Genomic DNA, 15526 nt, shown 5'->3' on the forward strand with positions numbered 1-15526 from the left:
CCGGTTGCCGGTTCATACGATTCGTGGCGTTCGCTACGTCCGAGGAGTGCTGTGAAAGCCGTCGTTTTTCGTGATCCCGCCACCGCCATCGAGTTCGCAGACGTCGATCTCGACGGCCCTAAGGCCGGCGAGGTCCGGGTCCGGATCGCCGCGGCCGGGGTGTGCCATTCCGACCTGCACGTCAAGCGCGGAGAGTGGGACGCCCCCGCTCCTCTGGTGATGGGCCACGAAGGCTCCGGGGTGGTCACCGAACTGGGTGAAGGCGTCACCACCCTCGCCGTCGGAGACCACGTCGTGCTGTCCTGGGTGCCGCCGTGCGGCGAATGCCGCTACTGCCGGTCTGGTCACGAGGCCAGGTGCCAGAAGGTGGCGACCGTCGTCGCCCCCAAGGGAACGCTGTTCGACGGCACCTCGCGCCTGTCGATGCGTGGCGAGCCGCTGCATCACTACCTCGGTGTGTCCTCGTTCGCCGAGGAGGTCATCGTGCCCGCATCCGGGGCTGTCAAGGTCCGCGAGGATGCGCCGCTGGACATCATCGCGGTCGTCGGCTGCGCAGTGGCCACCGGCGTCGGCGCGGTGCTGAACACCGCCGCGGTCGAACCCGGGGCGACCGTCGCCGTCATCGGTTGCGGCGGAGTCGGACTCAATGTCATCCAAGGCGCCAAGCTCGCCGGGGCCGAACGCATCGTCGCGATCGACGTGCGCGATGACAAGACCCGGTTGGCGACCCAGTTCGGGGCGACCGATCGCATCAACGCAGCACACGGTGACGCCGAAGAGCAACTGCGCGAACTGATCCCAGATGGTGTCGACTACGCGTTCGACGCCTTCGGGCACACCGGCACCACCGAGCAGGCGATCCGGATGCTGGGTCTGGGCGGCGCCGCCGTCGTCGTCGGGCTCCCCCCGACCGGAGCCAAGGCGTCGTTCGAACCGCTCGTTCTCGCAGAAGCCGACCAGCGCATCCTCGGGTCCAATTACGGATCGGTGCGGCCGTCGATCGACATCCCGGCACTGGTCGACCGGTACATGGACGGTCAGCTCAAGCTCGACGCGCTCATCTGGGCGCGCCGACCGCTCGACGAGGCTGCGGCCGCCTTCGCGGACCTGGAGTCGGGCGAAGCGCTGCGCACCCTGCTCGTCCCCTGAAAAGCATTCACCAGCAACCACTTTCGAGCCGGAGTCCTTCATGACCGCTTCACCCAACACATCGACGAGCACCACCCGGGATGCCGGCCTACGCCACGGCGTGATGTCGGGACCCGAGTTGGCGGCCCAGGCTATCGCCAACATCGCCCCGAGTGCCGTCATCGCGTTCACCGCGGCGGCCATCTACCTGTCCGCGGGCAAGGGCACCATCCTGTCGTTCGCGCTGGCGACGGTGGCGATCCTGGCCGTCGGTTACTGCGTGGTGGTCTTCGCCCGGCGCAACGCCTCGGCGGGATCGTTGTACACCTATGTCGCCAAAGGCCTCGGCCCGTTCGGTGCGTACCTCGCGGGAGTGGCGCTGCTGGTCGGGTGTTGGGGGATCACCGCCGGATCGCTGGGCGGTGCGGTCTCCTACATGAACGACTTCCTCAACCTGCTCGGCGTTCCGGCAACCGGCGTGGTCTGGCAGATCGTGCTGGCAATCGTGCTCGGCGGGCTGGCCACCCTGTTCACCATTCGCGGCATCCGGCTCTCGGCGCGCGTGTCACTGACACTGGAGCTGATCTCGGTGTCGATCATCACCGTGCTGCTCGTCCTCGCCCTGGTGTGGGCCGGCCCGGCGGCGTGGGACCCGGCGCAGTTCTCCCTGACCGACGTTCCGCTGCAAGGGGTCGCGACCGGCATGGTGCTCGGCATCCTCGGTTTCGTCGGCTTCTCGTCGGCTGACGCGCTGGGCCGGGAGGCCCGCAACCCGTACACCGCGATTCCGCGGGCGATCATGTGGAGCGCGCTGGTCGTCGGCGTGCTGTACGTCTTCGCCGCCTACACCCAGATCGCGGTGCTGCAGGACAAGCTGGCCGAGAGCGCGAACCCTCTGCAGGACATCTCGGAGATGATCGGGATGCCCTCCTGGTTCACGCCCATCCTGATCTTCGGCGTCGGCGCGTCGTTCTTCGCGGTGGTCGTCGCGCCGCTGAACGTGGTCGGCCGGATCGTGTATGTGATGGGGAAGGAGGGTGTGGTTCCGGACCGGTTCGGCCGCACTCACGAAAGTCACCTCACGCCACACCGGGTGCTGCTCATCGCCGGGCCCGCCGCCATCGTGCTGGACATCATCCTGCTCGCCGCAGGCGTGGCGCCGATGAACATCGTGGTGTGGGTGGACACCTACGGCACCTACGGCTACATGGTCGCCTACGCGCTCGTCGCCATCGCCTGCGTCGTCTACACCCGGCGCACCGCTGAGCCGAATCGACTGGTGTGGGTGGCCGCGATCGTGGCCGTGGTGGCCATGGCGTACACGTTCTTCGCCAATGTCTATCCGCAGCCGGCCTTCCCCCTCAACGTGATCCCGTACCTGTTCCTGGTCACGATCGCCGCCGCCCTGGCGTGGTACCTGGTGCTGGCGCGTCGGCGGCCCGAGGTCATCGGCAGGATCGGCAAGACCGAGACGGACGCGCTCGACGGTGTCGGTTAGGCCCGCGCCCACCGGACGATGACGGTGCCGTCGTCGCCGGTCAGGATGCCGCGGCGCACCATGGGCACCTGGATGTGGCTCTCGGATGCCGCGATGCGACGGGCCGGGCCCACCACCATCATCGGGCTGGTGGTCAGGCACAGTTCGTCGATCTCACCGTCGGCCACCAACCGCGAGAACAGCGTCGGACCGCCCTCGACGAGCACCCGCAGCAGTCCCATTTCACCCAGTGTCGCGCGGATGGCGGCGGAACTCACCCGTGGCCCCGGGAGTTCGACGACGCGTGCCTCCGACTGCCGAAGTGCCTCTCGGGCATCCCGATCCGCCGCGGAGGAGAGCAGCACGATCGGCGGCACGGTCGCGTGGAGCAGGGCCGGCGGCACCACCCCGCGACTCGACACGACCGCAACAGGTTGAATCGGCGGCAGCCCGTGGGTCAGCCGCCAGGCCTGGGCCTCGATGCTCATGCTCATGTCGACATAGGGCGCCGCCGTGGCGGTCGAGGCGCCGACGAGCACGACATCCGCGACTTCACGTAGGCGTCGGAACACCCGCCGATCCGTGGCCGTGCCCAGCTTGCGTCCCGAGCCGTCGAACGTGACCGCGCCGTCGATGCTGGCGATGAAGTTCGCCCGCATCAGCGGGGTGCGCAGGCCTTCGGGATAGGCGAGCAGGGTGCGCAGCGCGTCGTCGTCGAGTGACTCCGCTGCGTGCAGCGTCGGCCCCGGAGTGCTGGCAACGGCGGTCATGGTGCGACGCTCACATCCCCTCGGAATCGGTGGCCCGTATCGGATCGCGCTCGGCCGGTCAAGAACAGCGCCGTCGCCGCACCCAACGCCGCGGCCGTTGCCGGCAACAGCATCGACTCGGCCATCGCGGTGGCCAACGACGCGCGCGCCGGGCCCGACAGTGGCGCCGCGCCGCCGGTCGGTCCGGCGATCGCCGCCGGCTCGCTGCCCAGCAGTGCGGTCATCAACGCCGCGACGCCTGCGCTGCTAAGTGCCGCACCGATCTGCCGCGAGGTGTTGCACATCGCCGACCCCGCGCCCGCCAGCTCGGGCGGCAGAGTGCGAGAGGCGATGACCGACAACGGTTCCCACGTCAACGCCCCGGCGGCGCCCATCACGGTGAGCGGGAGCAGTAACCGCCAGACCGGGGTGGCCGGGGTCATCTCCTTCGAGAGCCAGAGCAGTCCGACGGCCAACGCCAGGAAACCCGCGGCGACGATGGGCCGCGCCTGCGTCCGATCGACCATCCTGCCGACCACGGGGGCCAGCAACCCGGTGGCGATCGCCATCGGGGCGATCAGCAGCGCGGCGCGCGTCGGCGGCAGTCCGCAGACCTCCTGCAGGTAGAACATCAGGGGAACCGCGAACGCGACGAAGGCGACGCTCACCAATACGATCCCGGCATTGGACAGGACGAAGTCGCGGTGCCGGAACAGGCTCATCGGGATGAGTGGCTCGTCGCGCTGCACCGCCTGCCAGGACACGAACGCGGCGATCAGCAGCGTGCCGCCGGCGATCATTCCCCAGATCGGGACAGACCAGCCCTCGTGCTGCCCTTCCTGGAGACCGAACACCAGCAGACCGATGCCGACCGCGGACAGCAGCGCACCCGGCAGGTCCAGGTGATGCCGCCGGCCGGGGGTGGCGGGGATGAGAACCGCGGCCACGACCAACCCGGCCGCGCCGACCGGAGCGTTGACGAAGAAGATCCACGGCCACCCCCACGTGTCGACGAGCACGCCGCCGACCAGCGGTCCCGCGAACATGCCCACGCCGGCCGTGGCGCCCCAGACCGCCATCGCGACACCGCGCCGCTCGGGCGGGAAGGTGCGGGTGATCGTGGTCAGGATCTGCGGCGTGATCAGCGCGGCGCCGGCACCCTGGACGAGACGGGCCACGATGAGCATGTCGATCGACGTGGACAGACCACACCAGACCGACGCCGCGCCGAATACGGCCAGCCCGAGCAGATAGAGGTTCCTGGGCCCGTACCGGTCACCGAGTCGGCCGCCGAGCAGCAGCAGCGCCGCGAACGCGAGCAGGTAGGCACTGCTCACCCAGATGACGGAGTGGTGATCGACGCCGAAGGTCTCCCTGATGACCGGGCTGGCGACGGCGATGGCGGTGGCGTCGACGACGACCAGCAGGAAGCCCACCATCATCACCCACAACGGCAGGAACAGCTGACGTTCCCCGCCGGCGGTCATCGCATCCCGCAGTCCACCGCGCGCCCCCTCCCGCACCGACGCAAGCAGTCGCGGAGGGGTCGTCGCACGCACCGCGACGTCTTTCGTAGGCGAGTTAACGAATAGCAGAATTGTCGCCGCCGTGAATTGCTTTTCGTGCAGGTCGCAAGGGGGTATGCGGCAGAGATGAGTACCCCTGAGGGCAATCCGCAGTCCGTCACGATCGAGGTGGAGCAGACCGATCGTGGCTGGATGGTCGTGCACGTCGTCGACGGCGAACGCAAACCCATCGAACCGCCGTACGCCGACCGCGAGACCGCGGAAGCCAACGCCGCGATCCACACGGCGGCCAGCGACCGGTGGACGGGCGCCGCGGAGGTGGTGTCGGCCGAGGATCGGCCCACCGACATCGCGAAGGACGACCTCGGGGACACCTGAGCATGTCGGTGGCTGTGGTTAGTGTCCGGCCATGGCGGCAGCGGAATTCGACGAACGCTTCACCGACCTCGACGTCGCTGTCTGGACGTCGTCGTATCTGCCGGCGTGGAGTTCACGCGCCGAGGCTTCGGCGACCTACGAGGTGGGGCCCGCCGGTCTCGATCTCTTCATCCCGTCCACGCAGGCGCTGTGGTGTGCCGATCTGCACGACGGACCGTTGCGGGTGTCGGCGATCCAGAGTGCGAACCGCTCGGGCCCTGTCGGCTCGACCGACGCACCCCAGCCGTTCCGGGAGGGTCTGCTCGTGCGCGAGGAGCAGCCGACCGTCCTCGGCTTCGTTCCGCACTTCGGCACACTCTCGGTCACCTGCTCGGCGCAGCTGAGCCCACGGTCGATGTTCTCGGCATGGATGGTCGGGCTCGAGGACGAGCCCGAGCGGTGTGGCGAGATCTGCGTGATGGAGGTCTTCGGCGATTCTGTGGCCGACGGCCGAGCCGCCGTCGGGCAGGGGATACACCGGTTCCGGGATCCGGCCCTGCGCGAAGACTTCTCCGCGGACCTGCAGGACATCGACATCGAGCGGGACCACACCTACTCCGTGCACTGGGTTCCCGATTCGGTGGAGTTCGCCATCGACGGCGTGACGACCCGGACGACCGATCAGTCGCCCGACTATCCGATGCTTCTGATCCTCGGGGTGTTCGACTTTCCCGACCGGCCGGGGCCTGCTGACCACGTGCCGCACCTGCGCGTCAGCCGGGTCGCGTACCGAGGATTGAGCTAGTCCGGCGCCGACGATTCGGCCCTTGCCGGTCTAGATGGCCGGCATCGCTTCGACGATGCTGAACGGCGACGGGGTTGAAATAACCCGTCTCATCGCCCATCCGGCTCGGGCGAGGAGGTCACGGTATTCATTGGCTGTCCGTTCCCGTGCCGACGTGGCGACCAGCATCTCCAGATCGAGCCACTTGCCGACGGATTCCCGCTCGTGCCGGGGGATGACGGATTCGACCAGCAGCAGCGACGCCGTGTCGCCGGCCACCGTCCGGATGTTGCGCAGGATCGCGAGGGCCTGATCGTCGGCCCAGTCGTGGACCACGTTCTTCAGCACGTAGGCGTCGCCGCCCGCGGGAACCCCGTCGAAGAACGAACCGGCGGCGATCCGCACGCGGGAGTCGACGGCGTGTGCCCGCAGCAGATCCCCGGCTCCCGCGACGACATGGGGCAGGTCGTACAGGACACCTCGGGCACCCGGCGTGGCCGCGAGGACTGCCGCCAACAATCGGCCGTGGCCACCGCCGACGTCCACGATCGTCGGGTACGCGCTGAAGTCGTAGGCAGCGACCACCGGTCCCACCGCCAGTTCCGAAAAGCTCGTCATGGCTTGGTTGAAGTCGTCGGCGAGTTCCGGCTCGCTCGCGAGATAGTCGAAGCCGTCCTGGCCGCGCAGCATCGGAATGGTCGACTTACCGGTGCGCACCGCCTCCTCGAGCAGGCTCCAATGCTCGCGGTGCTGACGGGAGCCCTTGAAGCGCGCCAGACCCGCCATCGACCCGGGCACGTCGCTCTGCAACGTTCGGCCCAGGGCGTTGAGTTCGTAGCGGCCGTCGCCGCGACGGCGGAAAACGCCACGGCTGACCAGCGCCCTCAACATCCTGTGGAGTGCGTCCGGGTCTGCGTCGACCCGGGTCGCCAACGCGTCGACGGCCAAGGGGCCAGCGGCCAGGGTATCGGCGATGCGGAGCCGGGCCGCCACCGTGATGGCCTGCGAGAGCCAGGAGTCGCTGATCATCTCCGCCATCACGGCGGGCGGCGGTGCCATTCGCTGGTGAAGCCGGTACAGATGGTGGCGAGCGAACTCGACGGCACGAACCAGTGTCGTCGGCGGCATCGGCGGTCGGGAGGGCAACGGTTCGTCTCCTGTGCTCACAGCGTGCATGTTCGGGCACGGTCCGACGGCGACGGATCGGTTGTCACCGCATTCACGTCAACGAGACAGCCACTGGTGAGGTTCACGTCGAGGTCCGAACAGTCATTGCGAGCGCACCGCGGGCAAAGGGCACGGCCCACGGACAGGCGGGACGGAACAGGGCGATCGAGCCTCGAAAGGGGCCTGCGAACAGCCGACACGCCCCTACCGGGACGCTTGTGAGAGCGGGCGACGGGAATCGAACCCGCGTAGCTAGTTTGGAAGACTAGGGCTCTACCATTGAGCTACGCCCGCATGTGCTGCACGGCTGACAGTACCGGCAGAGGATACCGGCCCCGCCCGTTCCGAATCCAATCGACATCTGGATGTGGCTTCGGTGAGGTCAGGACGTAGGATCGCCGGTGGTCTGGCGCTGCGCGCATACGTGAGTGGCTGCGACGACCGGGGTGTAGCGCAGCTTGGTAGCGCATCCGCTTTGGGAGCGGAAGGCCGCAGGTTCAAATCCTGTCACCCCGACCAGCTCCACCCCATCACACGAAAGCAATAAGAGGAGTACCAACGTGAAGAGCACCGTCGAGAAGTTGAGCCCGACCCGGGTGCGCATCAACGTGGAGGTGCCCTTCGCCGAGCTCGAACCGGACATCGACCGCGCCTTCAAGCAGCTGGCCAAGCAGATCCGGCTGCCCGGGTTCCGTCCCGGCAAGGCGCCCCGCAAGTTGCTCGAGGCCCGCGTCGGCCGCGGCGCCGTGCTCGAGCAGGTCGTCAATGACGCGCTGCCGGCCCGGTACAGCGAGGCCATCACCTCCGAGTCGCTGCAGCCCATCGGCCAGCCCGAGATCGAGGTGACCAAGCTCGAGGACAACGAGGAGCTGGTCTTCACCGCCGAGGTGGACGTCCGCCCCGAGATCGACCTGCCCGACCTGTCGGCGCTGACGATCACCGTCGACCCCGTCAGCGTCACCGACGAGGACGTCGACGCCGAGATCGAGGCGCTGCAGAAGCGGTTCGGCACCCTGACCGGCGTGGACCGGCCGGCCGAGGAGGGCGACTTCGTCTCCATCGACCTGTCGGCCACCGTCGACGGCGAGGACGTGCCCGAGGCGAAGACCGAGGGCCTCTCGCACGAGATCGGATCCGGCCAGCTGATCGAGGGTCTCGACGAGGCGATCATCGGCCTGAAGGAGGACGAGTCGAAGTCCTTCACCACCACCCTGGTCGCCGGCGAGCACGCCGGTCAGGAGGCCGAGGTGACCGTCACCGTCAAGTCGATCAAGGTGCGCGAGCTGCCCGAGCTCGACGATGAATTCGCGCAGCTGGCAAGTGAATTCGACACCATCGACGAGCTGAAGGCGGACCTGCGCGAAAAGGTCGAGCGCGTCAAGCGAGTCCAGCAGGCCGAGGCCATCCGCGACAAGGCCATCGAGGAGCTGCTGACCCAGGTCGAGGTTCCGCTGCCCGAGGCAGTGGTGCAGGCCCAGGTCGACGACACGCTGCACAACGCCATCCACGGCCTCGACCACGACGAGGACCGGTTCGCGGAGTCGCTCACCGAGCAGGGCAGCAGCCGCGAGGAGTTCGACGCCGACAACCGCAGCAATGCGGAGAAGGCCATCAAGACCCAGCTGCTGATGGACGCGATCGCCGACAAGCTCGACATCCAGGTCGGCCAGAACGACCTGACCGAGCGGCTGGTGCTGATGTCGCGCCAGTACGGCCTCGAGCCGCAGCAGCTGCTGCAGATGCTGCAGCAGAACAACCAGCTGCCGGCGATGTTCGCCGACGTCCGCCGCGGCCTCACCGTGGCCGCCGTCGTGCACGGCGCCACCGTCAAGGACACCGACGGCACCGAGATCGACACCGCCGAGTTCTTCGGTCCCTCCGGGGAGCAGGCGGCCGACGACGATCAGATCGCCGCCGACGACGCTGACGACGACACCGCCGAGGACGTCACCGAGGACGCTGACGACGACGCCGCGGCCGCCGAGGACGACGACGCCAAGTGATGCTGTGAGCGAACGCGCGTCGTCTGGGGACTCCCCGGCGGCGCGCGTTGGTTAGTGTCGTTCGTAAGACCGGTCACCGCGTCGGAAGTACACAGAAGAAAGCAGGTATCCAGTCGTGACTGACATGCGTGGCGCCTCATCGGGCCTCAACCTTGTCGACTCGGTCTATGAGCGCTTGCTGTCCGAGCGCATCATCTTCCTCGGATCCCAGGTCGACGACGACATCGCCAACCGGCTGTGCGCGCAGATCCTGCTGCTCTCGGCCGAGGACCCGACCAAGGACATCCACCTCTACATCAACTCGCCCGGCGGCTCGATCAGCGCCGGCATGGCGATCTACGACACCATGGTGCTCGCGCCCTGCGATGTGGCGACCTATGCGATGGGCATGGCCGCCTCGATGGGCGAGTTCCTGCTCGCCGCCGGCACCAAGGGCAAGCGCTATGCACTGCCGCACGCCCGCATCCTGATGCACCAGCCGCTCGGCGGCATCACCGGTGGCGCCGCGGACATCGCCATCCAGGCCGAGCAGTTCGCCTCGATCAAGAAGGAGATGTTCCGTCTGAACGCGGAATTCACCGGGCAGACGATCGAACGCATCGAGGCCGACTCGGACCGCGACCGCTGGTTCACCGCTCAGGAGGCTCTCGAGTACGGCTTCGTCGATCACATCATCACCAGCGTGACCATCAACGGCGACGGACCGGGAGCAGGAATCGACAAATGACCGACAACATTCATCCGTCCCTGGACCCCCGCGTGCAGCCTCAGGCGCGCTACATCCTGCCGTCGTTCATCGAGCACTCGAGCTTCGGCGTCAAGGAATCCAACCCGTACAACAAGCTGTTCGAGGAACGCATCATCTTCCTCGGCGTGCAGGTCGACGACGCGTCGGCCAACGACATCATGGCCCAGCTGCTGGTCCTCGAGTCGTTGGATCCCGACCGCGACATCACCATGTACATCAACTCGCCGGGCGGATCGTTCACCAGCCTGATGGCGATCTACGACACCATGCAGTACGTGCGGGCCGACATCCAGACCGTCTGCCTCGGTCAGGCCGCCTCGGCCGCAGCGGTGCTGCTGGCCGCCGGCACGCCCGGCAAGCGCCTCGCGCTGCCCAACGCCCGCGTGCTGATCCACCAGCCCGCCCTCGGCGGCGTGATCCAGGGGCAGTTCTCCGATCTGGAGATCCAGGCCGCGGAGATCGAGCGCATGCGCACGCTGATGGAGGAGACCCTCGCGCGGCACACCGGTAAGCCGGCCGAGGTGATCCGCAAGGACACCGACCGCGACAAGATCCTGACCGCCGAGGCGGCCAAGGAGTACGGCATCATCGACACGGTGCTGGAGTACCGGAAGCTCTCGGCGCAGAAGGTCTGATCACTTCACGAGTACCTGTCCGCAGCGCGTAGTGCGAGCCTGAAAAGAGGTATCGCACTACGCGTTGCGGCGTCTCTGCGCGTCCATAACGTCCTCCCTGAGTGACGCATCCGCGTCACCACCCACTCAGGGGAGGTTTCTCATGAACAGCGTTCTGTATTGGAACTCGGTTCTTCTCGAAGCGTCGAGGCGCGATTTCACCAAGGGGTATGTCAACAATCAGCAGCCCGGCCCGATCCGCACGTCGCGGGCGATGGCCATGGTGCATCTGGCCATCCACGACGCGATGGCGTTCCACCCCACGGGGAACCCGGCGGCCGCCTACCTGACCAAAAAGGGGCAGCCTGCGGTCGCTGTGAGCGGACCGCTGGATGATGTCGTCGCGGGAGCTGCGGTCACCATGCTCACGCATCTCTACCCGGCCTACGCGCCGATGTTCGACGATGCGCTGGGCTCCTACAACACCGGGGCGTTCGGCAGCGGGACGAAGGTGGCCGACGCACTCATCACCCTGCGCACCGGGGACGGTTCGGACGTCGCGATCAGCGCGCCGCAGCTGCCGATGCCCGTCTACGGTCAGCACCGCGCCGACCCCTACACGCCGGGTCAGGGGCGACTCGGGTCGGTGTGGGGGAATGTCACGCGCTTCGCCGGAGGAGCGCACCAACCCCTCGACAAGTTCCCCGGCAACGGTCAGACCAACTACCTCACCGATCCCGACTACAAGGACGACTTCGAGGAGGTTCGGGACTTCGGCTCGGCGCAGCGACGGTCTCGCACGGCGGAGCAGGAACGGATCGGTGTCTACTGGGGCTACGACGGTGCCAACAATCTCGGGGTGCCGCCGCGGCTGTACAACCAGATCGCCCGCGAGATCGTGGCGATGAAGATGCTGCCCTTGCGCCGGACTGCAGAGCTGTTCGCCGTGCTGAACGTCGCGATGGCCGACGCAGGCATCGACGCGTGGCATCACAAGTACGTCAACAACCTGTGGCGTCCCGTGGTCGGCATCCGTGCCGAGGCCGCGCCGCACCGCGACCCGTTCTGGGCGCCGCTGGGCGCGCCGCAGACCAATTCTGCGCGCGGTACCACGACGCCACCGTTCCCCGCGTACCCGTCCGGTCACGCCACCTTCGGAGCGGCGGTCATGCAGGTTCTGCGTTTGGGTCTGTCCACCGCGCCGGGCCCGATCACGGTCGCCGACGTGCTCGACGTCGAAACAGGGAATTCGGCTCCCATCCCGGCCGAGACGTTCACGTTCGTGTCCGACGAATTGAACGGGATCTCCACAGACCCCGACGGCTCGGTGCGGGCGTACACGCCGGTCACGTTCCGGAACTTCGTCGAACCGGTGTGGGAGAACTCGGTGAGTCGCGTCTACCTCGGCGTTCACTGGCGGTTCGACGGAATCCCCCGCAACCCCGCCCACAACATCGGCGGGGTGCCGCTGGGTCTCGCGGTCGGCCGAGAGGTCCACGACCTCTTCAATGACGGAGCGTCGCTCGGAGGCAGCGTCTGACGGGGCTCAGCCGTTGCCGTAGATCCGCGTCGGGGCCACCAGGACGGCGACGCGGCGCTGCTCGCGCATCGTCGCGTCGTAGGCGTCCCAGTCGTCGTGGGTGCCGCCTGCGGCGGTGAAGACATCCCGCAACAGGCGCCCCAGCGCCTGCTCGGAAGCGAGCCACGGCTGCGGGTCGTCGGGGCCGGCCAGTTCGGCCCGTCCCTCCACGGTGGCCCACTGCCAACCCCGCCGGAACGTTGCCGCCGTCTGCGGGCGCGCCCGCAGGTTGGCCAGCTTGACCCTGCCGTAGGTGACGTAGGCCAGGACCGGTTCACCGGTCGCGGGATGCGCGAGAACGCCGGCATTGATCAACGACGACTGGATGGTGCCGTCCGCCCTGAGCGTCGACACGACGGCCAGGCCGTTGTCCTCCCGGGCGAGCGCGACGGCGTCGGTCAGTGTGGTCATGGTCGCAGGGTACGGCGCAGCGCCGCCGGGCAAACCGCAGCAAAAGGCCGCGCAACCCCATCCGTGCGTGTCACGCTGGAGATCGACACCGTTGTCAAGACGGCGAGCGATCATCTTCACGGCAAGGGGAGTGTCATGACGGGGAAGGTCAGATCCGGCGCGGTCGCCGCGATCGCTGTGGCAGCCGCAGCGCTGTCGGCGCCGGCGGTCGCGCAGGCGCAGGACCCGGTGTGCCCCGAGGGCACCTACTGGGAAGCCGCGATCCATCAGTGCGCCCCCGTGACGGTGTACGTCAACCCGCCGAATCCCGTTGTGGGACCGGTCGGTCCGGTCGGCGTGGGCGGCGTGGTCGGCCCGGTCGGTCCCGGACCCATCGGACCGGGACCGGTGGGACCCGGTCCCCTCGGACCCGGCCGCTGACCGTCGCTAGCCGACGTCGTCGGCGATGTGGGCGATGTCTGAAGGCCGCACCCGGCAGCACCCACCGATGATGCGGGCGCCGGCATCGACCCACTGCGGCACCAGCCCGGGCTGCCAGCGCGACGAGCCGGTCCACACCCGGCGCGGTCCGTCCCACACCTCACCGCTGTTGGGGTACACGACGACGGGTTTGCCGGTCACCTCAGCCGCGATGCTCACCGCGGGCAGGACGTCCTCGGGTGCACAGCAGTTGACGCCGACCGCGACGATCTCGGGGCTGTCGGCGGCTACGGCGAACGCGTCGGCCAGCGGTTGGCCGGCGCGGGTGGCGTCCCCCGCGATCGTGTACGACAGCCACGCCGGCAGTCCCACGTCCCGCAGCAGAGCGGTGACGGCCTCGGCCTCGTCGACGTCGGGGATGGTCTCGACCGCCAGCAGATCCGGACCGGCGTCGGCGATGATCTCCAGTCTCTCCCGGTGCCAGTCGCGCAGCTGCGCCACCGTCAGGCCGTAGCGGCCCTGATACTCCTCGCCGTTGGCCAGTGCGGCGCCATACGGGCCGACCGATGCGGCCACCCACCCTCGGCCGACCGCGTCGCGCGCCGACCGGGCCAACTCCACGCCGCGGCGCAGCAGCATCCGCGCGGTCGGTCGGTCGATGCCGCGGGACGCGAAACCGTCGAACGACGCCTGATAGGTCGCCGTCGTCGCGATCTGAGCGCCCGCGCGCAAGAACGCGGTGTGCACCGCGACGATCTCCCCGGGGGCATCGAGGAGCAGCCGCGCCGACCACAGATCGTCAGAGAGATCGTGCCCGCGCGCCTCGAGTTCCGTGGCCAGGCCACCGTCGCTGACCAGCACCGCGTTGTGCAGCGGGGGGAGATTCACGACGTCACCGTACGTCCCCGGCGCAGGTGGGTACTCTCGTTCGGGTAACGGCGGCGACACGCCAGAGACACGGTGGTGCGTTCCAGGACCGTCGGCACGAGAACAGGCGATATGTTGTCGCCACCACACATGAATATCAGCGACGCTATTCGACCTCATCGGTCGCACGGCGCCGGAATATGCGGGTAGCGTCGGGAATGTTGCGGTGCGACCCACCGAATCGATCGATCAGCGACAGCAACAGGAAGTAGGACCCCAGCACCATGGCACGCATTGGAGACGGCGGTGACCTGCTGAAGTGCTCGTTCTGCGGAAAGAGCCAGAAGCAGGTGAAGAAGCTCATTGCGGGACCGGGCGTCTACATCTGCGACGAGTGCATCGACCTGTGCAACGAGATCATCGAGGAGGAACTGGCCGACGCCGACGACGTCAAACTCGACGAGCTGCCGAAGCCGGCGGAGATCCGCGACTTCCTCGAGGGTTACGTCATCGGTCAGGACACCGCCAAGCGCACGCTGGCCGTGGCGGTCTACAACCACTACAAGCGAATCCAGGCGGGGGAGAAGAGCCGCGACTCGCGCTCGGAGCCCGTCGAGCTGGCCAAGTCCAACATCCTGATGCTCGGCCCCACCGGGTGCGGCAAGACCTACCTGGCGCAGACGCTGGCCAAGATGCTCAACGTCCCGTTCGCCATCGCCGACGCGACCGCACTCACCGAAGCCGGCTACGTCGGTGAGGACGTCGAGAACATTCTGCTCAAGCTGATCCAGGCGGCCGACTACGACGTCAAGCGCGCCGAGACCGGCATCATCTACATCGACGAAGTCGACAAGATCGCCCGCAAGAGCGAGAACCCGTCGATCACCCGCGACGTGTCCGGCGAGGGCGTGCAGCAGGCGCTGCTGAAGATCCTCGAGGGCACGCAGGCGTCGGTGCCGCCGCAGGGCGGCCGCAAGCACCCGCATCAGGAGTTCATCCAGATCGACACGACGAACGTGCTGTTCATCGTGGCCGGGGCCTTCGCCGGGCTGGAGAAGATCGTCTCCGACCGCGTCGGCAAGCGCGGCCTGGGCTTCGGCGCCGAGGTGCACTCCAAGGCCGAGATCGACACGCAGGACCACTTCGCGGAGGTCATGCCCGAAGACCTGATCAAGTTCGGGCTGATCCCGGAGTTCATCGGCCGCCTGCCGGTCGTGGCCTCGGTGACCAACCTGGACAAGGAATCTCTGGTGCAGATCCTGTCCAAGCCGAAGAACGCGTTGGTCAAGCAGTACACGCGGCTGTTCGACATGGACGGCGTGGAGCTCGAGTTCACCGGGGACGCCCTGGAGGCCATCGCCGATCAGGCGATCCACCGTGGCACCGGTGCTCGCGGTCTGCGCGCCATCATGGAGGAAGTCCTGCTGCCGGTGATGTACGACATCCCCAGCCGCGACGACGTCGCCAAGGTGGTCGTCACCAAGGAGACCGTCGAGGACAACGTCCTGCCGACGATCGTGCCGCGTAAGCCGCAGCGCCCGGAGCGCCGCGACAAGACCGCGTAGTTTTCTCGCCGCGAGAGTGCACTGGCGGTCGTTCAGTCAGCCTTGAGTTCAAGGGGTCGATGCAACAGTTGGCGGTTTTGACAGTAGTTCGTTGAGGGCTTCGGCTGGGGTTTTCCAGTCGAGGGTTTTGC

At 67.8% G+C, this 15526-nt stretch carries 15 protein-coding genes and 2 tRNA genes; 11 read left to right on the forward strand and 6 right to left on the reverse strand.

Going from position 1 to position 15526, the window contains the following annotated elements:
• Window positions 1–51: 51 nt before the first annotated feature.
• Window positions 52–1149, forward strand: a complete 1098-nt coding sequence (locus tag MCHUDSM44219_RS08305; protein WP_048417769.1) for an alcohol dehydrogenase catalytic domain-containing protein — start codon at window positions 52–54, stop codon at window positions 1147–1149.
• A gap of 40 nt (window positions 1150–1189) precedes the next feature.
• Window positions 1190–2626, forward strand: a complete 1437-nt coding sequence (locus MCHUDSM44219_RS08310) for an APC family permease (protein WP_048417770.1) — start codon at window positions 1190–1192, stop codon at window positions 2624–2626.
• Here MCHUDSM44219_RS08310 and MCHUDSM44219_RS08315 read toward each other — a convergent pair.
• Window positions 2623–3375 (reverse strand): dihydrofolate reductase family protein, encoded by a 753-nt coding sequence (locus MCHUDSM44219_RS08315; RefSeq protein WP_048417771.1) that lies wholly within the window; start codon window positions 3373–3375, stop codon window positions 2623–2625. The two genes, MCHUDSM44219_RS08310 and MCHUDSM44219_RS08315, sit on opposite strands and share 4 nt — an antisense overlap.
• Window positions 3372–4913 carry a DHA2 family efflux MFS transporter permease subunit gene (locus MCHUDSM44219_RS08320; protein ID WP_236695401.1) on the reverse strand — a complete coding sequence of 514 codons (1542 nt, stop codon included), beginning with the start codon at window positions 4911–4913 and terminating at the stop codon, window positions 3372–3374. The genes MCHUDSM44219_RS08315 and MCHUDSM44219_RS08320 overlap by 4 nt, the downstream gene beginning before the upstream one ends.
• 93 nt (window positions 4914–5006) lie before the next feature.
• On the opposite strand from MCHUDSM44219_RS08320, the gene MCHUDSM44219_RS08325 reads away from it, so the two are divergent.
• Entirely contained in the window at window positions 5007–5258 is a 252-nt protein-coding gene (locus MCHUDSM44219_RS08325; protein ID WP_048417772.1) for a hypothetical protein, read from the forward strand.
• Window positions 5259–5289: 31 nt separating this feature from the next.
• Window positions 5290–6042 (forward strand): glycoside hydrolase family 16 protein, encoded by a 753-nt coding sequence (locus tag MCHUDSM44219_RS08330; protein ID WP_048417773.1) that lies wholly within the window; start codon window positions 5290–5292, stop codon window positions 6040–6042.
• 30 nt (window positions 6043–6072) lie between these two features.
• On the opposite strand, the gene MCHUDSM44219_RS08335 is transcribed toward MCHUDSM44219_RS08330, so the two are convergent.
• Both MCHUDSM44219_RS08335 and MCHUDSM44219_RS08340 read right to left on the reverse strand, forming a co-directional pair.
• The gene (locus MCHUDSM44219_RS08335; protein WP_082162110.1) at window positions 6073–7149 is read right to left on the reverse strand and encodes a methyltransferase; all 1077 of its coding nucleotides are present in this window, start codon (window positions 7147–7149) and stop codon (window positions 6073–6075) included.
• Window positions 7150–7411: 262 nt separating this feature from the next.
• Window positions 7412–7482: transfer RNA gene (locus MCHUDSM44219_RS08340), tRNA-Gly, on the reverse strand.
• A gap of 148 nt (window positions 7483–7630) precedes the next feature.
• Between MCHUDSM44219_RS08340 and MCHUDSM44219_RS08345 the strand changes: the two genes are divergently transcribed.
• The 5 genes from MCHUDSM44219_RS08345 (at window position 7631) to MCHUDSM44219_RS08365 (ending at window position 12093) form a co-directional block, all read left to right on the forward strand.
• A tRNA-Pro gene (locus tag MCHUDSM44219_RS08345) sits at window positions 7631–7707 on the forward strand.
• 41 nt (window positions 7708–7748) lie between these two features.
• A complete protein-coding gene (gene tig, locus MCHUDSM44219_RS08350) occupies window positions 7749–9191 on the forward strand; it encodes a trigger factor (protein WP_048417775.1) in 1443 nt (480 codons plus the stop codon).
• A 115-nt stretch (window positions 9192–9306) separates the two neighbouring features.
• Window positions 9307–9918: an ATP-dependent Clp protease proteolytic subunit gene (locus MCHUDSM44219_RS08355; RefSeq protein WP_082162111.1), complete on the forward strand. Its 612-nt coding sequence runs from the start codon at window positions 9307–9309 to the stop codon at window positions 9916–9918.
• Window positions 9915–10574 (forward strand): ATP-dependent Clp protease proteolytic subunit, encoded by a 660-nt coding sequence (locus MCHUDSM44219_RS08360; RefSeq protein WP_048417776.1) that lies wholly within the window; start codon window positions 9915–9917, stop codon window positions 10572–10574. The genes MCHUDSM44219_RS08355 and MCHUDSM44219_RS08360 overlap by 4 nt, the downstream gene beginning before the upstream one ends.
• Before the next feature lie 142 nt (window positions 10575–10716).
• Window positions 10717–12093, forward strand: coding sequence for a vanadium-dependent haloperoxidase (locus MCHUDSM44219_RS08365; protein ID WP_048417777.1), 1377 nt, complete (start codon window positions 10717–10719; stop codon window positions 12091–12093).
• 6 nt (window positions 12094–12099) lie between these two features.
• Here MCHUDSM44219_RS08365 and MCHUDSM44219_RS08370 read toward each other — a convergent pair whose 3' ends face one another.
• Entirely contained in the window at window positions 12100–12543 is a 444-nt protein-coding gene (locus tag MCHUDSM44219_RS08370; protein ID WP_048417778.1) for a TIGR03618 family F420-dependent PPOX class oxidoreductase, read from the reverse strand.
• A gap of 135 nt (window positions 12544–12678) precedes the next feature.
• Between MCHUDSM44219_RS08370 and MCHUDSM44219_RS30150 the strand changes: the two genes are divergently transcribed.
• Window positions 12679–12963 (forward strand): hypothetical protein, encoded by a 285-nt coding sequence (locus MCHUDSM44219_RS30150; RefSeq protein WP_048417785.1) that lies wholly within the window; start codon window positions 12679–12681, stop codon window positions 12961–12963.
• Window positions 12964–12969: 6 nt separating this feature from the next.
• Here MCHUDSM44219_RS30150 and mmuM read toward each other — a convergent pair whose 3' ends face one another.
• On the reverse strand, window positions 12970–13821 hold the full coding sequence (gene mmuM / locus MCHUDSM44219_RS08380; RefSeq protein WP_048417786.1) for a homocysteine S-methyltransferase: 852 nt from the start codon (window positions 13819–13821) through the stop codon (window positions 12970–12972).
• 293 nt (window positions 13822–14114) lie between these two features.
• Here mmuM and clpX point away from each other — a divergent pair, with 293 nt between their 5' ends.
• The gene (gene clpX / locus MCHUDSM44219_RS08385; protein WP_048417779.1) at window positions 14115–15395 is read left to right on the forward strand and encodes an ATP-dependent Clp protease ATP-binding subunit ClpX; all 1281 of its coding nucleotides are present in this window, start codon (window positions 14115–14117) and stop codon (window positions 15393–15395) included.
• Window positions 15396–15526: the final 131 nt, after the last annotated feature.

It is taken from the genome of Mycolicibacterium chubuense (assembly GCF_001044255.1).
Lineage (GTDB): Bacteria > Actinomycetota > Actinomycetes > Mycobacteriales > Mycobacteriaceae > Mycobacterium > Mycobacterium chubuense.

Coding starts and splice junctions, on each gene's coding strand:
- MCHUDSM44219_RS08310 (WP_048417770.1), top strand. CDS start 1,190: ATGACCGCTTCACCCAACACATCGACGAGCACCACCCGGGATGCCGGC.
- MCHUDSM44219_RS08315 (WP_048417771.1), bottom strand. CDS start 3,375: ATGACCGCCGTTGCCAGCACTCCGGGGCCGACGCTGCACGCAGCGGAG.
- MCHUDSM44219_RS08325 (WP_048417772.1), top strand. CDS start 5,007: ATGAGTACCCCTGAGGGCAATCCGCAGTCCGTCACGATCGAGGTGGAG.
- MCHUDSM44219_RS08330 (WP_048417773.1), top strand. CDS start 5,290: ATGGCGGCAGCGGAATTCGACGAACGCTTCACCGACCTCGACGTCGCT.
- MCHUDSM44219_RS08335 (WP_082162110.1), bottom strand. CDS start 7,149: ATGCCGCCGACGACACTGGTTCGTGCCGTCGAGTTCGCTCGCCACCAT.
- MCHUDSM44219_RS08360 (WP_048417776.1), top strand. CDS start 9,915: ATGACCGACAACATTCATCCGTCCCTGGACCCCCGCGTGCAGCCTCAG.
- MCHUDSM44219_RS08365 (WP_048417777.1), top strand. CDS start 10,717: ATGAACAGCGTTCTGTATTGGAACTCGGTTCTTCTCGAAGCGTCGAGG.
- MCHUDSM44219_RS08370 (WP_048417778.1), bottom strand. CDS start 12,543: ATGACCACACTGACCGACGCCGTCGCGCTCGCCCGGGAGGACAACGGC.
- MCHUDSM44219_RS30150 (WP_048417785.1), top strand. CDS start 12,679: ATGACGGGGAAGGTCAGATCCGGCGCGGTCGCCGCGATCGCTGTGGCA.
- clpX (WP_048417779.1), top strand. CDS start 14,115: ATGGCACGCATTGGAGACGGCGGTGACCTGCTGAAGTGCTCGTTCTGC.